17 protein-coding genes are annotated in these 16,431 nt (G+C 56.9%); 7 read left to right on the top strand and 10 right to left on the bottom strand.

Features of this window, described 5'->3' with window-relative positions; translation table 11 throughout:
- Positions 1 to 182 precede the first annotated feature (182 nt).
- From mdoG to SP68_RS16530, 3 genes are all read left to right on the top strand, one after another.
- Entirely contained in the window at positions 183 to 1,736 is a 1,554-nt protein-coding gene (mdoG, locus tag SP68_RS16540) for a glucans biosynthesis protein MdoG (protein WP_012968580.1), read from the top strand.
- Positions 1,729 to 4,257, top strand: coding sequence for a glucans biosynthesis glucosyltransferase MdoH (gene mdoH / locus SP68_RS16535; protein WP_022065197.1), 2,529 nt, complete (start codon positions 1,729 to 1,731; stop codon positions 4,255 to 4,257). The genes mdoG and mdoH overlap by 8 nt, the downstream gene beginning before the upstream one ends.
- A gap of 66 nt (positions 4,258 to 4,323) precedes the next feature.
- Complete coding sequence (locus tag SP68_RS16530) at positions 4,324 to 4,551, top strand: YceK/YidQ family lipoprotein (protein WP_008805964.1); 228 nt, start codon at positions 4,324 to 4,326, stop codon at positions 4,549 to 4,551.
- On the opposite strand, the gene SP68_RS16525 is transcribed toward SP68_RS16530, so the two are convergent.
- From SP68_RS16525 to SP68_RS16515, 3 genes are all read right to left on the bottom strand, one after another.
- On the bottom strand, positions 4,552 to 4,938 hold the full coding sequence (locus SP68_RS16525; RefSeq protein ID WP_012542251.1) for a MysB family protein: 387 nt from the start codon (positions 4,936 to 4,938) through the stop codon (positions 4,552 to 4,554).
- A 91-nt stretch (positions 4,939 to 5,029) separates the two neighbouring features.
- Positions 5,030 to 6,268, bottom strand: a complete 1,239-nt coding sequence (gene mdtG, locus SP68_RS16520) for a multidrug efflux MFS transporter MdtG (RefSeq protein WP_008805966.1) — start codon at positions 6,266 to 6,268, stop codon at positions 5,030 to 5,032.
- Positions 6,269 to 6,438: 170 nt separating this feature from the next.
- Positions 6,439 to 7,359, bottom strand: coding sequence for a Kdo(2)-lipid IV(A) acyltransferase (locus SP68_RS16515; protein ID WP_022065198.1), 921 nt, complete (start codon positions 7,357 to 7,359; stop codon positions 6,439 to 6,441).
- A 205-nt stretch (positions 7,360 to 7,564) separates the two neighbouring features.
- Between SP68_RS16515 and trhO the strand changes: the two genes are divergently transcribed.
- Positions 7,565 to 8,629: an oxygen-dependent tRNA uridine(34) hydroxylase TrhO gene (trhO, locus tag SP68_RS16510; RefSeq protein ID WP_008805967.1), complete on the top strand. Its 1,065-nt coding sequence runs from the start codon at positions 7,565 to 7,567 to the stop codon at positions 8,627 to 8,629.
- Here trhO and SP68_RS16505 read toward each other — a convergent pair.
- The 7 genes from SP68_RS16505 to mdtH all read right to left on the bottom strand — a co-directional run bounded on the left by SP68_RS16505 (position 8,615) and on the right by mdtH (position 13,995).
- Positions 8,615 to 8,728, bottom strand: coding sequence for a DUF2770 family protein (locus SP68_RS16505; protein ID WP_002898988.1), 114 nt, complete (start codon positions 8,726 to 8,728; stop codon positions 8,615 to 8,617). The genes trhO and SP68_RS16505 overlap by 15 nt on opposite strands.
- Before the next feature lie 72 nt (positions 8,729 to 8,800).
- Positions 8,801 to 9,928: an N-methyl-L-tryptophan oxidase gene (gene solA / locus SP68_RS16500; protein ID WP_040975258.1), complete on the bottom strand. Its 1,128-nt coding sequence runs from the start codon at positions 9,926 to 9,928 to the stop codon at positions 8,801 to 8,803.
- Between the two features lie 126 nt (positions 9,929 to 10,054).
- A complete protein-coding gene (bssS, locus tag SP68_RS16495) occupies positions 10,055 to 10,309 on the bottom strand; it encodes a biofilm formation regulator BssS (protein WP_008805969.1) in 255 nt (84 codons plus the stop codon).
- A 304-nt stretch (positions 10,310 to 10,613) separates the two neighbouring features.
- Complete coding sequence (dinI, locus tag SP68_RS16490; RefSeq protein WP_002898994.1) at positions 10,614 to 10,865, bottom strand: DNA damage-inducible protein I; 252 nt, start codon at positions 10,863 to 10,865, stop codon at positions 10,614 to 10,616.
- Positions 10,866 to 10,938: 73 nt separating this feature from the next.
- Positions 10,939 to 11,985: a dihydroorotase gene (gene pyrC, locus SP68_RS16485; protein ID WP_008805970.1), complete on the bottom strand. Its 1,047-nt coding sequence runs from the start codon at positions 11,983 to 11,985 to the stop codon at positions 10,939 to 10,941.
- 125 nt (positions 11,986 to 12,110) lie between these two features.
- On the bottom strand, positions 12,111 to 12,671 hold the full coding sequence (locus SP68_RS16480; protein ID WP_012542249.1) for a lipoprotein: 561 nt from the start codon (positions 12,669 to 12,671) through the stop codon (positions 12,111 to 12,113).
- Positions 12,672 to 12,786: 115 nt separating this feature from the next.
- A complete protein-coding gene (mdtH, locus tag SP68_RS16475; protein ID WP_008805972.1) occupies positions 12,787 to 13,995 on the bottom strand; it encodes a multidrug efflux MFS transporter MdtH in 1,209 nt (402 codons plus the stop codon).
- Between the two features lie 228 nt (positions 13,996 to 14,223).
- Between mdtH and rimJ the strand changes: the two genes are divergently transcribed.
- Genes rimJ through SP68_RS16460 form a run of 3 tightly spaced genes read left to right on the top strand, consistent with a single transcriptional unit; the run spans position 14,224 to position 16,397 of the window.
- Complete coding sequence (gene rimJ, locus SP68_RS16470; protein WP_008805973.1) at positions 14,224 to 14,808, top strand: ribosomal protein S5-alanine N-acetyltransferase; 585 nt, start codon at positions 14,224 to 14,226, stop codon at positions 14,806 to 14,808.
- A 9-nt stretch (positions 14,809 to 14,817) separates the two neighbouring features.
- Positions 14,818 to 15,471 carry a YceH family protein gene (locus SP68_RS16465; RefSeq protein WP_012542247.1) on the top strand — a complete coding sequence of 218 codons (654 nt, stop codon included), beginning with the start codon at positions 14,818 to 14,820 and terminating at the stop codon, positions 15,469 to 15,471.
- A 14-nt stretch (positions 15,472 to 15,485) separates the two neighbouring features.
- On the top strand, positions 15,486 to 16,397 hold the full coding sequence (locus SP68_RS16460) for a Gfo/Idh/MocA family protein (RefSeq protein WP_155870612.1): 912 nt from the start codon (positions 15,486 to 15,488) through the stop codon (positions 16,395 to 16,397).
- Positions 16,398 to 16,431 lie beyond the last annotated feature (34 nt).

The raw sequence follows: 16,431 nt of genomic DNA, 5'->3' as shown, positions 1-16,431 counted from the left end.
CTACATGAACTCGGGGTATCTGTCTCCAGGATAAGCACTCAAAGTGCAAACGGGACAGCGAACTGTTTATTCCCTGTGCCGCCAGGCTGAACAAAGCAGGGATTATGTTGTCGGATTGCCTGAGTTTCCATTAAAATAGATCGGATCGATTTAAGCACACAAAGGGGGAAGTGCTTACTTATATGAAACATAAACCACAGATGATGAAAATGCGTTGGTTAAGCGCAGCCGTAATGTTGTCCCTGTGTACTTCATCTGCATGGGCGTTTAGCATTGATGACGTTGCAAAAGAGGCCAAAACGTTAGCCGGGAAAGGCTATGAAGCGCCGAAGAGTAACCTGCCCTCCGCTTTCCGCGACATGAAATACGCGGACTACCAGCAAATTCAGTTTAATCACGATAAAGCTTACTGGAATAACCAGAAAACCCCATTCAAGCTTGAATTTTACCATCAGGGGATGTACTTCGACACGCCGGTCACTATCAATGAAGTGACGGCGACCAGCGTGCGCAAAATTAAATATAGTCCGGACTATTTTAACTTTGGTAACGTCCAGCACGATAAAGACACGGTGAAAGACCTCGGTTTCGCCGGCTTCAAAGTACTGTATCCGATCAACAGCAAAGATAAGAACGATGAAATCGTCAGCATGCTCGGTGCCAGCTACTTCCGCGTGCTGGGTCAGGGTCAGGTTTACGGTCTGTCCGCGCGTGGTCTGGCTATCGATACCGCGCTGCCGTCCGGCGAAGAGTTCCCGCGTTTTCGTGAGTTCTGGATCGAACGTCCAAAAGCCACTGACAAGCGTCTGACTATCTATGCGCTGCTGGATTCCCCACGGGCAACCGGCGCCTATCGCTTTGTCATCATGCCGGGACGCGACACCGTCGTGGACGTCCAGTCCAAAGTTTACCTGCGTGACAAAGTCGGCAAACTGGGTGTGGCGCCGCTGACCAGCATGTTCCTGTTCGGTTCCAACCAGCCTTCTCCGACGCTCAACTATCGTCCGGCGCTGCACGACTCCAATGGTCTGTCTATCCTGGCCGGTAACGGCGAGTGGATCTGGCGTCCGCTGAACAATCCGAAACACCTGGCTGTCAGCAGCTATGCGATGGAAAACCCGCAAGGGTTCGGCCTGCTGCAGCGCGGCCGTCAGTTCTCACGCTTCGAGGATCTCGACGATCGTTATGACCTGCGTCCAAGCGCCTGGATCACCCCGAAAGGGGACTGGGGCAAAGGGAAAATCGAGCTGGTTGAAATTCCGACCAACGATGAAACGAACGATAACATCGTGACTTACTGGACGCCGGATCAGCTGCCGGAGCCGGGCAAGGAGATGAACTTCAAATACACCATCACCTTCAGCCGCGATGAAGACAAGCTGCATGCGCCAGATAACGCTTACGTTATGCAGACCCGCCGCTCTACCGGCGACGTGAAGCAGTCGAACCTGATCCGTCAGCCGGACGGTACGGTTGCCTTCATTGTCGACTTCACCGGCGCCGATATGAAGAAACTGCCAGCGGATACCCCGGTCGCTGCTCAGGCGAGCACCGGCGATAACGCGGAAATCGTTGAAAATACCGTGCGTTACAATCCAGTGACCAAAGGCTGGCGGATGATCCTGCGTTTGAAGGTCAAAGATCCGAAGAAAACGACGGAAATGCGTGCCGCACTGGTTAACGGTGATGACACGTTGAGCGAAACCTGGAGCTATCAGCTGCCTGCCAATGAATAAGATAACGAAGTACATTGACGCATTGCCGCTGTCGGACGCCGAAAAATCGGCGCTGCCGGACACCAGCCTGCAGGCCGTTCATCAGGCCCTGGATGACGAACATCAGACCTTCGCTCGCGAAGACGACTCTCCGCTGGGGTCGGTGAAGGCGCGTCTGGCGCACAGCTGGCCGGATTCGCTTTCTGGCGATCAACTGGTGAAGGATGACGAAGGTCGTACCCAGCTGCATGCTATGCCGAAAGCCAGGCGTTCCTCGATGATCCCGGACCCGTGGCGGACTAACCCGGTCGGCCGCTTCTGGGATCGTCTGCGCGGCCGCGATGTCACGCCGCGCTATCTCTCCCGCCTGACGCAAGAAGAGCGCGAGAGTGAGCAAAAATGGCGTACCGTCGGCACCATTCGTCGCTACATCCTGCTGCTGCTGACGCTGTCGCAGACCGTGGTGGCCACCTGGTATATGAAAACCATTCTGCCTTATCAGGGCTGGGCGCTGATCAACCCGGCCGACATGGTGGGGCAGAACCTGTGGATCTCGTTCATGCAGCTGCTGCCGTACGTGTTGCAGAGCGGCATTCTGATCCTCTTCGCGGTGCTGTTCTGCTGGGTTTCCGCCGGCTTCTGGACTGCGTTAATGGGCTTTCTGCAGCTGTTGATTGGCCGCGACAAGTACAGTATTTCCGCCTCGACGGTTGGTGACGAAGCGTTGAACCCGGCGCACCGTACGGCGCTTATTATGCCGATCTGTAACGAAGACGTTGACCGCGTTTTCGCCGGGTTGCGGGCGACCTGGGAGTCGGTGAAAGCGACCGGTAACGCCGCTCATTTCGACGTCTATATTCTCAGCGACAGCTATAACCCCGATATCTGTGTGGCTGAGCAAAAGGCGTGGATGGAGCTGATTGCCGAAGTGCAGGGCGAAGGGCAGATTTTCTATCGTCGTCGCCGTCGTCGCGTGAAGCGTAAGAGCGGCAACATCGATGATTTCTGCCGCCGCTGGGGCAGCCAGTACAGCTATATGGTGGTGCTGGACGCAGACTCGGTGATGACCGGCGAGTGTCTGAGCAGCCTGGTGCGCCTGATGGAAGCGAACCCGAACGCCGGGATCATCCAGTCATCCCCGCGCGCTTCGGGCATGGACACGCTGTATGCGCGTTGCCAGCAGTTTGCCACCCGGGTGTACGGTCCGCTGTTTACGGCTGGTCTGCACTTCTGGCAGCTGGGGGAGTCCCACTACTGGGGACACAACGCCATTATCCGCGTGAAGCCGTTCATCGAGCACTGCGCGCTGGCGCCGCTGCCGGGCGAGGGTAACTTTGCCGGGTCGATTCTGTCGCACGACTTCGTCGAAGCCGCGCTAATGCGCCGTGCCGGCTGGGGGGTGTGGATTGCCTACGATCTGCCGGGCTCCTATGAGGAGCTGCCGCCGAACCTGCTGGACGAGCTGAAACGCGACCGTCGCTGGTGTCAGGGCAACCTGATGAACTTCCGCCTGTTCCTCGTCAGAGGGATGCACCCGGTTCACCGGGCGGTGTTCCTCACCGGCGTGATGTCGTACCTGTCGGCGCCGCTGTGGTTTATGTTCCTTGCCCTGTCGACGGCGCTACAGGTGGTGCATGCCCTGACCGAGCCGCAGTACTTCCTGCAGCCGCGTCAGCTGTTCCCGGTGTGGCCGCAGTGGCGTCCAGAGCTGGCCATCGCGCTGTTCGCTTCGACCATGGTGCTGCTGTTCCTGCCGAAGCTGCTGAGTATTATTCTGGTGTGGTGTAAAGGGCCGAAAGAGTATGGCGGATTTATCCGCGTCACGCTTTCTCTGCTGCTGGAGGTCCTGTTCTCGGTCCTGCTGGCGCCGGTTCGCATGCTGTTCCACACCGTCTTCGTGGTCAGCGCCTTCCTCGGCTGGGAAGTGGTGTGGAATTCGCCGCAGCGTGATGATGACTCCACGCCGTGGGGAGAAGCCTTTATGCGTCACGGCTCGCAGCTGCTGCTGGGGCTGGTATGGGCAGTCGGAATGGCCTGGCTGGATCTGCGCTTCCTGTTCTGGCTGGCGCCGATCGTCGTCTCGCTGATCCTGTCGCCGTTCGTGTCGGCGATCTCCAGCCGAGCGACCGTGGGCCTGCGCACCAAGCGCTGGAAGCTGTTCCTGATCCCGGAAGAGTATTCGCCGCCGCAGGTGCTCAAGGATACCGACGCGTACCTGACGCTGAACCGTCAGCGTTCACTGGACGATGGCTTTATGCACGCGGTATTCAATCCGTCGTTTAACGCCCTCGCCACGGCGATGGCCACCGCGCGCCACCGTCATGGTCATATCCTTGAGATCGCTCGCGAGCGCCACGTTGAGCAGGCGCTGAACGAAACGCCGGATAAGCTGAACCGCGATCGTCGACTGGTGCTGTTGAGCGACCCGGTGACCATGTCGCGTCTGCACTATCGCGTCTGGGCCGCGCCGGAGAAATATTCATCGTGGGTCAACGCCTATCAGCAGTTAGCGCTTAACCCGCTGGCGCTGAAAACGAAATAAGCCGTACGTAAAGGAAAATACCGGCAGCGATGCCGGTATTTTTTTATCTGAAACACGAGGTTGTGGATGCGAATATTATCGATCATTGCCATGGCGCTGCTGCTGAGCGGCTGCGGCAGCATTATCAGCCGGACGGTGCCCGGGCAGGGGCATGGCAATCAATATTACCCGGGCGTGCAGTGGGACGTTCGCGACTCGGCATGGCGCTATCTCACCGTTCTGGACCTGCCGTTCTCGCTGGTGTTCGATACGCTGCTGCTGCCGCTGGATGCCAGCCACGGGCCCTATAACTGATTAGCGCTCGTCCCACTCGTCGGCCGCCGTCTGTCCCTCTTCGGTGTCCAGCGAGGGCTCGAGCTGGAATTCGCCTTCATCCCACTCATGGAGGGTATTTTCCTCCAGCCACTCCTGGCGCAGCTCTATCTCATCATAATCCCCGTCGAAAACGCTCTGCGCAGCTTCGCCGCTGAGCATCGGTAAACATTCGCCTTGTTCGTCTTCGTCAGCAAAAAATTCGGCCTGCCAGGCGATATCGCCATCCTGCAGCACATACTTTTGAATATTAAGCTGCTCAACGTTAGCGCTCTCTTCATCGCTGTCAGGATTATTGGCGAGAAATTCTTCGCGTGCTGCATCAATAGCTTCTTCGAGCGTGGCATAGAACATCGAATCCTTTGGCATAGCGAATCTCCTGAGAAGAATATGAATTGAACACGATTCAATCTATAGAAGGCGGTAGCCAAAGCGTCAAGGGGCTGGGCCCCTCTGGACATTAATTTACTGAATGGCGGTCAGGCTGCGAGGCTTCCGCGGCAGGTCGGCGCAGGCTGAGGGTAGAATAAATGGCGTTAAAGAGCACCACGCCCGCGGTGACCAGGAATACCGCGCGGAAACCGTAGTTGGCGGACACCGAGGCGCCTATCAGGGGGCCGGTGACGTTGCCAATATCGCGGAACGACTGGTTATAGCTAAAGATACGCCCGGAGATCTGGCTGGTGGAATTATACACCAGCAGGGTTTGCACTGCCGGCAGCAGTGCCCCGTCTGCCGCGCCGAGCAGGAAACGCAGGATACCCAGCTGCAGTGGGGTCTGAACGAACGACATCGGGATCAGCAATAGCACAGAGATAATTAGCGCGACGATGAGGATCTTTTCCGGCCCGATACGATCCCCGAGCCTGCCCAGCCGCGGGGCGCTCATCAGCGCGGCTATTCCCGGCACCGAGGCGATCATCCCGCTAATAAAGGCGATGTTACTGACGTTGCCCGCGAGATCGCGCACGTAAAGCGTCAGAATCGGCGCAATGGAGCCGGTGGCCACCTGGATGATCAGCGAGGTCACAAACAGGCTGAGCACCAGCTTGGGATTCTGTAGCGAGGAGAAAACCTCTCTGGCGCTGAGCATCTCTTTTTTGGCGATCGGCACAAAATTTTCACGGATTAAAAACAGGGTAAACAGGAAGCAGATAAACAGCACCGCCGCGGTCATAAAGAAGACGGTGCGCAGGCCCCAGTGGTCGGCCAGGAAGCCACCCGCCAGCGGGCCGAGCAGGGCGCCGCTCACCGCGCCGGTTGACAGCGTGCCCAGCGCCCAGCCGCTTTTGTGGCGCGGGATCTGGGTGGCAATCAGGGCGTTGGCGTTGGGAATAAAGCCGCCCAGCAGGCCGAGCAGTGCGCGTAGCAGCAGAAACTGCCAGATATTCTGTGCCATCCCCATCAGCATCATCACTACGGACATTCCGAGGGCGGAACGCAGCAGCATAATTTTTCGTCCTTTGCGGTCAGCAAGACCGCCCCAGAACGGTGAGGCAATGGCGGAGAAGAGGAAGGTGATACTAAAGACCAGCCCGGACCACATGTTCAGCGCGCTATGCCCGGTGACCCCGAGCTGTTCGACATAGAGTGGCAGAAAGGGCATAACCAGACTGAAGGCGGCGCCCGTTAAAAAGCAGCCGAGCCAGGTCACGGTCAGATTTTGTTTCCAGTTAATAGGGGTATCAGCAGAGGACATAGGGTTCCACTGGCCTGCGCGGCAGGTCAAATTAAGAGAAAATATGAGCCTGCTAATTATGCGCCTGGGAAATAAATGCCGCAATGGAGGAGAGCTTTTAAAGCTAAAGCAGAGCCTAAAGCATGAGCGAGAAGCGCATTCCCGGCCACATGCGCGGCCGGGAAAAGGGATCAGTAGCGGGAGGGCATGCCCTCGGGGCGGGTTTTGAAGCGGCGGTGGAGCCACATATATTGTTCCGGGGCCATCATGATGCACTGCTCAACAATCTTGTTCATCCAGGCGGCCGTGGTTTCCGCGTCGTCCAGCGGCGGGGAACACTCTGGCGGCAGGATAATCAGTTCATAACCTTTACCATCCGGTTTGCGACGCGGGACGAAGGGGACGATACAGGCTTTGGACATTTTCGCCAGCATCCAGGTGCCGGAGGTGGTCGCCGCCTGGTCGACAGCGAACAGTGGGGCGAAGACGCTGGCGGTCGGACCGTAATCGTGATCGGGCGCATACCAGACCACGTCGCCTTTTTTCAGCGCCCGGATCATCCCTTTCAGATCCTTACGGTCAATCATGTCCTTATTGGATCGTAGCCGACCCCAGGTCTGCAGCCAGTCGATCACCGGGTTGTCGTTGGGGCGATAGACGCCAATCCCCGGCTCGTTCATGCCGAACATCCGCGCGCCCATCTCGAGAGTCAGGAAGTGAATACCGATTAGCAGAATGCCGCGCTGCTGCGCCTGCACATCGCGGATATGCTCAAAGCCGATGGTGTCGGTCCAGCGGGCGATACGACGAACCGGCCAGAACCAGGCCATCCCCGTCTCCATCAGTCCCATACCCACCGATTCAAAGTTCATCACCACCATTCGGTGACGTTCCTGCTCGCTTTTGTCGGGGAAGCAGAGCTCAAGGTTGCGATAGGCGATCTTCGCCCGACGCTTCATAAAGCGCATGGCCAGCCGGCCGATGGCATTTCCCAGGCGGTAAATCAGCGGATAGGGCAGTTGGACAACCAGCCACAGCAGGCCGATACCCAGCCACAGCAGCCAATAGCGCGGATGCAACAGCGCCGGAGAAAATTTAGGCAAATGAGTCATTTCATACCCGTATCAGTGAGCAACGTCTTATATTATCGCATTTTTTTACCGGCCAGCCAAAGGCGGCGACAGTCAGCTCGTTTTGTTAAGCGGGGCGCGACCGGGTGAGAGAAATGTAGCGTAAAATGTAGGGATGTAAATTAATTAGCTTTGCTATATCATGCCCGCCGTTTATTTCCTCATTTCTATGTCGAGCAGGTACACCATGCCAGTGTTACACAACCGCATTTCAAATGAGACGTTAAAGGCGCAAATGCTGGCTGAGACCGAGCCGCGCACGACGATCTCATTCTATAAATATTTCACCATTGTCGACCCACAAGCCACTCGCGATGCGTTATGGGTTGCCTTAACCCAGCTGAAGGTCTTTGGCCGTATTTATCTGGCCCGGGAAGGGATCAACGCGCAAATCAGCGTGCCGGAAAGCAACGTTGAAGCCCTGCGTGAGTTTCTCTATGGCTTCGATCCGGCGCTGGCGGGGCTGCGTTTCAATATCGCCCTTGAGGACGATGGGAAATCTTTCTGGGTGCTGCGCCTGAAAGTGCGTGACCGTATTGTCGCCGATGGCATCGACGATCCCTCTTTCGATGCCTCCAATGTTGGGGATTATCTCAAGGCGGCGGACGTCAATGCCATGCTTGACGATCCGGATGCGGTATTTATCGATATGCGTAACCACTATGAATATGAGGTGGGTCATTTCGAAAACGCGCTGGAGATCCCGGCGGATACCTTCCGCGACCAACTGCCGAAAGCCGTGGAAATGATGCAGGACCACAAAGACAAGAAAATTGTTATGTATTGCACCGGCGGTATTCGCTGTGAAAAAGCCAGCGCCTGGATGAAGCATAACGGTTTCAATAAGGTCTGGCATATCGAGGGCGGGATTATTGAGTACGCCCGCCGCGCACGTGAGCAGGGGCTGCCGGTCCGTTTTATTGGCAAAAACTTTGTCTTTGATGAGCGGATGGGCGAGCGTATCTCCGATGACGTCATCGCGCACTGTCATCAGTGTGGCGCGCCGTGCGATACCCATACCAATTGCCTGAATGATGGCTGTCATCTGCTGTTTATACAGTGCCCGAGCTGCGCTGAGAAGTTTGCCGGTTGCTGTAGCGAAGCGTGCATGGAAGAGCATAAGCTGCCGGAAGAGGAGCAGCGCAAACTGCGCGCCGGACGCGAAAACGGCAATAAAATCTTTAACAAATCGCGTGGCCGACTGAACACCAAACTCGGGATCCCCGAGCCGGAGTCGTCAGAAAAACCATAACCAGACGAGATCGATGATCGCCAGCAGCAACCACAGCGCAAGGTAGATCATAAAGTGCTCGCGCACGTTGTTAACCAGCATATTAAACAGGCGACGCATAACCGTTCTCAATGACTAACGGCCTCGACACAGAGGCCGTTTTTTTTCCGGCGGCAAGCGTGCCGCATTCCGTTATGAGCTAAAGCGCGCCAGCGAGAAAGGCGTCAGGTTAAAGGTCGACGTCTGTCCCTGGGCAAACTGGGCAAACTGACTGGCAATTTCTCCCAGCACCGGCGCAAACTTAAAGCCATGGCCGCTCAGACCGGTGATCAGCAGCGTGTCTGGTCTGCCAGGGAGCGTATCGATAATAAAATCTTCATCGACCGTGTTGTCATAGGTGCAGGAGGCGCCGTGCAGACAGCCGCCGATCCCGGGCAGGACGTTACGTAAAAACGGAAAGGATTCGGAACCATCGCTGGCGACAGCGCCAAACGCCGATCGCTCCTGCGGCGTGGAGACAGGCTGACCGCCGTTATGCTTGCCGATCTTTAGCTCGTTATCTTCCGCCGGGAAACCGTAGTATTGATCGCCGTTGGGTAGCTCGCCGGTGAATGCCGGGAAATGATTCTTGCTGCTGTAACGGCCATCGGCCTGGAACCAGGCAAAAACCTTACGTACCGGCTGGATGGGGAGGTCCGGAAGCAGGCGGGTGACCCAGGTACCGGCGCTAATCAGCAATTTCTTGCCGTGATATTCACCGTCAAGGGTATCAATGGTGACCCCGTCTGCATGGTGATGAATGGCTGAGACCGGGCAGTTGAATAGCTGCGCGCAGCCAGCTTCCCGTGCCAGACGTATCCAGGTCTCGACAGCCAGCTCACTGCGCAGTACGCCGGAAGCCGGTTCGAAAATCGCCCGATAGTCGTCGGGAAGGCGTATCTCCGGCCAGCGCTGCATGACGGCCTGAGCATCTAACTCTTCAACCTCAAGATCGAACGCCCTGGCGCTGGCGGCGACGTTGGCCAGGAAAGGAGAGCTGGCGGGGCCGAGGTTAATGACGCCGGTGCGTTCAAAAACGGCTTCGCCGCTGATTTCAGCCAGTTCATCCCACAGCTGCTGGGCGCGCAGCACCAGCGGAACATACTTTTCACCTTCGCCATAAGCGTGACGGATAAGACGGCTACTGCCATGATGGCTGCCCTGCTGATGGGGAGGTTGGTGGGCATCGGTCATCAGAACATTGAGTCCGGCACGACGCGCATAATAGCCAGCGGCAGCGCCGACCGATCCGCTGCCGATAATGATAAGATCGTATTGCATGGTGAGTTCCGGGTAATTGCCTTATTAGCAGGGTAATTAACTCCCTGCGCTTATACAAGCCCGAAAATAATTCAGGCACCCGCAGGTGCCTGTTAAGACTATTGTTTAGTCATTCCCCGTATCGCGTTAATGTCGGCGGTACTCGTTTTCCTGGTATTCGCCAGATTCAATCTTCGCAATGCCTGCTTCCAGGATTGAAATAAATTGACGTGCGACGTCCGTCGTTAGCCATAGCGTCTGGCCAATTTCAGCATCATGACTGTTTTCTTGAGTGGGGTTCTGGTAGTGCAGGCGCAACATCAGCGCATCGTAGCTATCAACGGTGCTGATGTCCCATCCAACGAGGGGATGGGTCTGAATGACTTCATTATTTTTTTCCATCATAACCCCTTATTCATATGTTAAAAGACAACAATTCTCGAGGTTTAATGCATGTTTTTTGAAGCAAGTTAATTATATCAGGGATCAAGAATAAACTCGAGAAATTAAATGAAAGGCAGCATGATTTTCTTGTTTTCGCCGCTTTTTTACGCAAGATAAGCGCGGGAAATGGCCATTTTAGCCAATATTAAGCAGAATAATCAGGAATATTCTGAACAAGAGGCGGGGAGAAAAAAGCCGGGGCGACCCGGCAAAGAAAAGCACAATGAGGGAGCAAACCAGAGTAACTGGATCCCGCCATGCTTCAGGAGAGATCGTGGACAAACCAGTCGTCCGCGCTTTCCCAGGTTTCCTGCAGGATTTCGCTTATCCGGTCTTTGTCTTCTTTCAGGGCGCCGAACACCGAGAGCTGGTTGCCGGTGGCGTAGCGCACGCTCACCTGACTGTCGATGGCCGGGAATTGCTCGGCGATACGCCGGGAGAGTTCGTTATTCAGCGCTTCCAGCGCGCCGTTGGGTAAGGCGGTCGTTTTGGCGATAGACACTTCGATGCGCATAATTGCCCCCTGTTTTTGATACTGGTTATTTATACAGTATCCGATGGGCGTTGACAACAGGGGGCTACGTTTTTTATCGCTTCATCGTCCAGCGAACGGTTTCACCCGCCAGGAACGGGACCAGGCTATCATTGGGCAGCGCAATGCTGTCAACGACCGTGGTCTCTTCACGCACCAGCTCAACATAGCTTTCATTGACCGGCAGACCATAGAAGCGCGGGCCGTTCAGCGAGCAGAAGGCTTCAAAGTGCTGCAGAGCGTTCATTTCTTCAAACACGGTGGCGTAGCTGCCGAGGGCGGTCGGGGCGTTGAAGCAGCCGGCGCAGCCGCAGCTGGCTTCCTTACGATGGCGGGCGTGTGGTGCGGAGTCGGTGCCAAGGAAGGCGCGGCTAAAGCCGCTGGCGACCAGTTCGCGCAGCGCCTGCTGATGAATATTGCGTTTGAGTACCGGCAGGCAGTACAGGTGAGGACGAATACCGCCGACCAGCATATGGTTGCGGTTGAACATCAGGTGCTGCGGGGTAATAGTGGCCGCCAGCAGTTCATTACCGTCACGCACATATTCGGCGGCATCTTTGGTAGTAATATGCTCAAAGACCACCTTCAGACCGGGCAGGCGCTGGCGCAGGGGCTCCATCACCGTGTCAATAAAGCGCGCTTCACGATCGAAAATATCAATCTCGGCGTGGGTGACTTCCCCATGTACCAGCAGCGGCATGCCCAGTTTTTCCATCCGCTCCAGCACCGGCATAATGGCGTCGGTGCTGGTGACACCGTGGCTGGAGTTGGTCGTGGCGTTGGCCGGGTAGAGCTTGGCGGCGGTGAACACTCCTTCGTTAAAGCCGCGCTCCAGCTCCGCCGGGTCGAGGGAGTCTGTCAGATAGCAGGTCATCAACGGGGTAAAATCGTGCCCGGCCGGGACGGCGTCCATAATGCGCTGGCGATAGGCGATAGCCGCCGCGACGGTGGTGACAGGCGGCACCAGATTCGGCATCACGATCGCCCGGCCATAAAACTCACTGGTGTAAGGCACGACGGTTTTCAGCATATCGTCATCACGCAGATGGATATGCCAGTCGTCTGGGCGGCGGATTTTCAATACCTGGGGTTGTGCTGTCATGGAAGGCTCCGGCTAATAGGTTCAGTCATCAGGGCTGTTTTTTGCCGGGCACTAAGGATAAGCGTAAACGTTTTCCTTTGCACTCATTTCCGTAAAAAATTCAGGGCGCCGTAGCGCCCTGGAGATTAATTGGTAAAGGGGATGACAATTTCGCCCGGTTTCACCTCTATGCCCTTGGCATATTTCTTCGCCAGCGCTTCGCCGGTGCTGGCGTCTTCACGCAGGACATAGGCCGGTTGCTGGCTGAAGTAGCTGCGCAGCGACTGATTCAGATAGGGGAGCAGGGCCTGAATCACCGACTGCAGCTTCTCGGGCGCCACTTTGGCATCGACCACCTCCATTTCCTGCAGGAAGATAGCGCCTTTCTCTCTGTCAAAGGTTGGCAGCGCTTTGAGCTTCAGATCGATCGTCGCTTTCTGGGTGCCGAACAGGGAGTTCAGATCGACGTTGGCGACCCCGGTCAGCGTGACTTTACCCGGCTCTTCACGGCCAATAGCGCTGGTCAGGTTCTGCAGCTCAATATGGGCATCGGCAACGCCTTTCAGACCGATATCTTTGGCGAAATGGTTACGCTTCTGCAGCGCCTGGTTTATCTCCTGCTCGCTTACCGTGTATTGGGTCAACTGGTTACAGCCGCTCAGCAGACCGCTGACAATCAGCGCCGCGGCGATCAATATTTTTTTCATGGGGTTCCTCAAGCTCGTACCATCATTCATCCTGACACAAAGCATCATGACCTGTCAGCATTCTTCATGCCAGCAGAATAGGCTGAAAGGCAGGAGAAACCGCGGACCTACGCTCTTAGGTGCGCGGCTCCAGCATACCGGAGGCGGAGCGTTTTGGACTGAATTGCCACCACAGGGCAAGGAAAGTGATAAACCCAATGGCGCCGAGCATCAGCCACGGCAGTTCGGGCTGGCCCACGGCTTTGCCGGCATCAAACAGCCAGCCGCCGCCCGCGTAACCCAGCGCGCCGCCGAAGGCGAGACCCAGGCGGCTGAACCCCATATAGCTGCCGCGCGCCCGGGAATCCGCCAGCGAGGCGCCCAGCGTCTCCCTGGCGGGTTCCGCGATGATCGAACCGATGTAAAACAGGCAGATCAGGGTAAATAACTGCTGCAAACTGCTGGTCATGCCAATCGGCAGCATCGCCAGCGTCATTACCAGCAGACCGGCCATCAGCCGGTGCTCAAGGCGGTAGCGTTTCTCGCTCCAGCGGGCAATGGGATAGAGCAGGGTCAGTGAAATGGTGGCTTCGATGGCGTACATCCACTTCACGGCGGCCGGCGAACCGGCGATGTCGTTCACCATGATCGGCAGCATCAGCATCACCTGCACCGCCAGCATGTAATAGCCTGTTAACGTCAGGACATAGGTGACGAAGCGCTTATCCCGCAGCACCCGTCCCAGCCCCTCGCGGACTGGCGTTTTCACCGTGGACAGTTTCCATGCTGGCAGATACCAGGCGTTAAACGCGGCGCAAGCGATAAACAGCGCGGCGCCGGCGCTGCACACCAGACGGAAGTCATACTGTAGCAGCCAACTGCCCAGCAGGGCGCCAATCACCGCGCCGGCGCTGTCCTGCATCATCAGGAGGGAGAAAAAGCGGCCGCGCTGATGCGGGCGCACCAGTTTGACCACCAGCGCGGCTCGTGGCGGATCGAACAACGTGCCGCCTAACCCGGACAAGATACAGGAGAGCCAGAGCACCCAGGGCTCATGGGCGACGGCCATCGCCGCGAAGCCGCCGGCGCGCATCAGCATGCCGGTGACAATCATGGGTTTCGCGCCGAAGCGGTCGGCAATGGCGCCGCCAAAAATGCCTAATCCCTGCTGCACCAGCTGGCGCAGGCCGAGCGCAATGCCGACCATCAGCGCTGCCCAACCCATCTGATCGACAAAGCGGATGGAAATCAGCGGAAAAACGACAAAAAAGCCCAGCACGACCAGCATGTTATCGACTAACAGGAAATATTTACCCAGGCTCCTTGCCTGCGAGACGCGGGACATTTCCCCTCCAGGGAAAAATAGAGATAAGCGAGGATATTCTGCGGGCAATCTGCTGCTTTTCCCAGCACCCTTGCGACAATATTTTTTTATCAAAAAGCAAGTTCGATTGAGCCTATTCATCGAAAAGAGGAGATGGCGCAGAAAATGGTATGTTGCTGTTTTCACACTATCGTGCAGGACAGGTATAGTGATGAGAGCAAGATTGAAGTCAGGGGGACTAAAAAGGAAATGTTTGGCTATCGCAGTAACGTGCCGAAGGTGCGTTTGACGACGGACCGGCTGGTGGTGCGCCTGGTCCACGATCGTGACGCCTGGCGTCTGGCCGATTATTACGCCGAGAATAAAGTGTTCTTAAAACCCTGGGAGCCGGTACGTGACGACAGCCACTGCTATCCCTCCGGGTGGCAGGCGCGTCTGTCAATGATCGGCGAGTTTCATAAGCAGGGGTCTGCATTTTATTTCGCGCTGCTCGATGCGGAGGAAAAAGAGATCGTTGGCGTGGCGAATTTCTCCAACGTAGTTCGCGGATCATTCCATGCCTGTTATCTCGGCTACTCCATTGGCGAGAAGTGGCAAGGGCAGGGGCTGATGTTTGAAGCGTTGACCGCCGCGATTCGCTATATGCAGCGCACGCAGCATATCCATCGCATTATGGCCAACTATATGCCGCATAATCAGCGCAGCGGCGCGCTGCTGGCGCGGTTGGGGTTCGAAAAAGAGGGTTACGCCAAAGATTATCTGCTGATTGACGGGCAGTGGCGTGACCATGTACTGACGGCGCTAACGACGCCGGACTGGTCAGCAGGGCGCTAAGGAGAGAGGATGAAATATCAGTTAACCGCGCACGAAGCGCGCGTCATTGGCTGTCTGCTGGAAAAGCAGGTTACCACGCCCGAGCAGTACCCGTTGTCGGTGAACGCCGTGGTGACCGCCTGCAATCAGAAAACCAACCGCGAACCGGTGATGTCGCTGAGCGAAGGTGAGGTCCAGACGCTGCTGGATACCCTGGTGAAGCGCCACTATTTACGCACGGTCAGCGGATTCGGCAATCGAGTGACCAAGTATGAGCAGCGCTTTTGCAACTCTGAATTTGGCGATCTGAAACTCAGCGCCGGCGAAGTAGCGGTGGTGACGACGCTACTGCTGCGCGGCGCCCAGACGCCGGGTGAACTCCGTAGCCGAGCGCAGCGGATGCATGAGTTCAGCGATATGGCGGAAGTGGAAAGCGTGCTGGAAGGGTTAGCGACGCGCGAGGATGGTCCTTTTGTTGCCCGCCTGCCACGGGAACCGGGGAAACGGGAAAGCCGCTATATGCATCTGTTTTGCGATGACATGGACACGCTGATCACCACGGTGGAAGCACTCTCGCCGCTGGAAGACGATGACGATCTGCGTGCCCGGGTTGAAGCACTGGAAGGCGAGGTGGCGGAATTGAAAGCGCGCCTTGACTCGCTGTTACACCATCTGGGGGACTAAACGTGGGGACAAGACTGCGCATTGGGGTGGTTGGCTTAGGGGGCATCGCGCAGAAAGCGTGGCTGCCGGTGTTAGGCGCTGCGGAAAGCTGGACGCTGCAGGCAGCCTGGTCGCCGGGAAAAGAGAAGGCGTTGCGCATCTGCGAAACCTGGCGGATCCCGTATGCTGATTCGCTGGATGCCCTGGCGGCGCAGTGCGATGCGGTCTTTGTCCATACGTCGACGGCTTCACATTATGAAGTCGTGAATCACTTGTTGAATGCCGGGGTTCATGTTTGTGTGGATAAACCGCTGGCGGACAAGCTGAGCGAGGCGGAAGCGCTGGTCGAGCTGGCTGCCCGGCGTCATCTGACGCTGATGGTCGGTTTCAATCGCCGCTTTGCGCCACTCTATCGTGAACTGAAGGGGCGGCTGGGCGAGGCGGCCTCGCTGCGGATGGATAAGCATCGTAGCGACAGCGTAGGCAACGATCTGCGCTTTACCCTTCTCGATGACTATCTGCACGTGGTGGATACTGCGTTGTGGCTGGCTGATGGTCAGGCGCGCCTGCGCGGCGGCACGTTGCAGATCACTCCTCAGGGTGAAATGCTCTATGCCGAACACCAGTTCAGTTCGCCCCGGCTGCAGGTTACCACCAGCATGCACCGCCGTGCCGGAAGCCAGCGTGAGTGGGTGCAGGCGGTCACCGATGGCGGGTTATATGCGGTGAGTGAGATGCGCGAATGGCAGGAGGAGTGTGGTCTTGGCGTGGTCCAGCGCCCGGTGGCGGGCTGGCAAACCACCCTCGAGCAGCGCGGTTTTGTCGGCTGCGCGCGACATTTCATCGAATGCGTGCAAAATCAGACGGTTCCGGAAACCGCTGGCGAACAGGCGCTGCTGGCTCAGCGGGTGGTTGACAAACTCTGGCGTGACGCCATCAGCGAATAATCCGTTGTAACAACTGACAGTAGTAATTCATATT

Origin of the sequence: Klebsiella variicola, assembly GCF_000828055.2 — a bacterium.
In the GTDB taxonomy this organism is placed as follows: Bacteria; Pseudomonadota; Gammaproteobacteria; order Enterobacterales; family Enterobacteriaceae; genus Klebsiella; species Klebsiella variicola.
The sequence above is the reverse complement of the archived record's forward strand: the minus strand, read 5'-3'. Positions and strand labels throughout refer to the sequence as shown.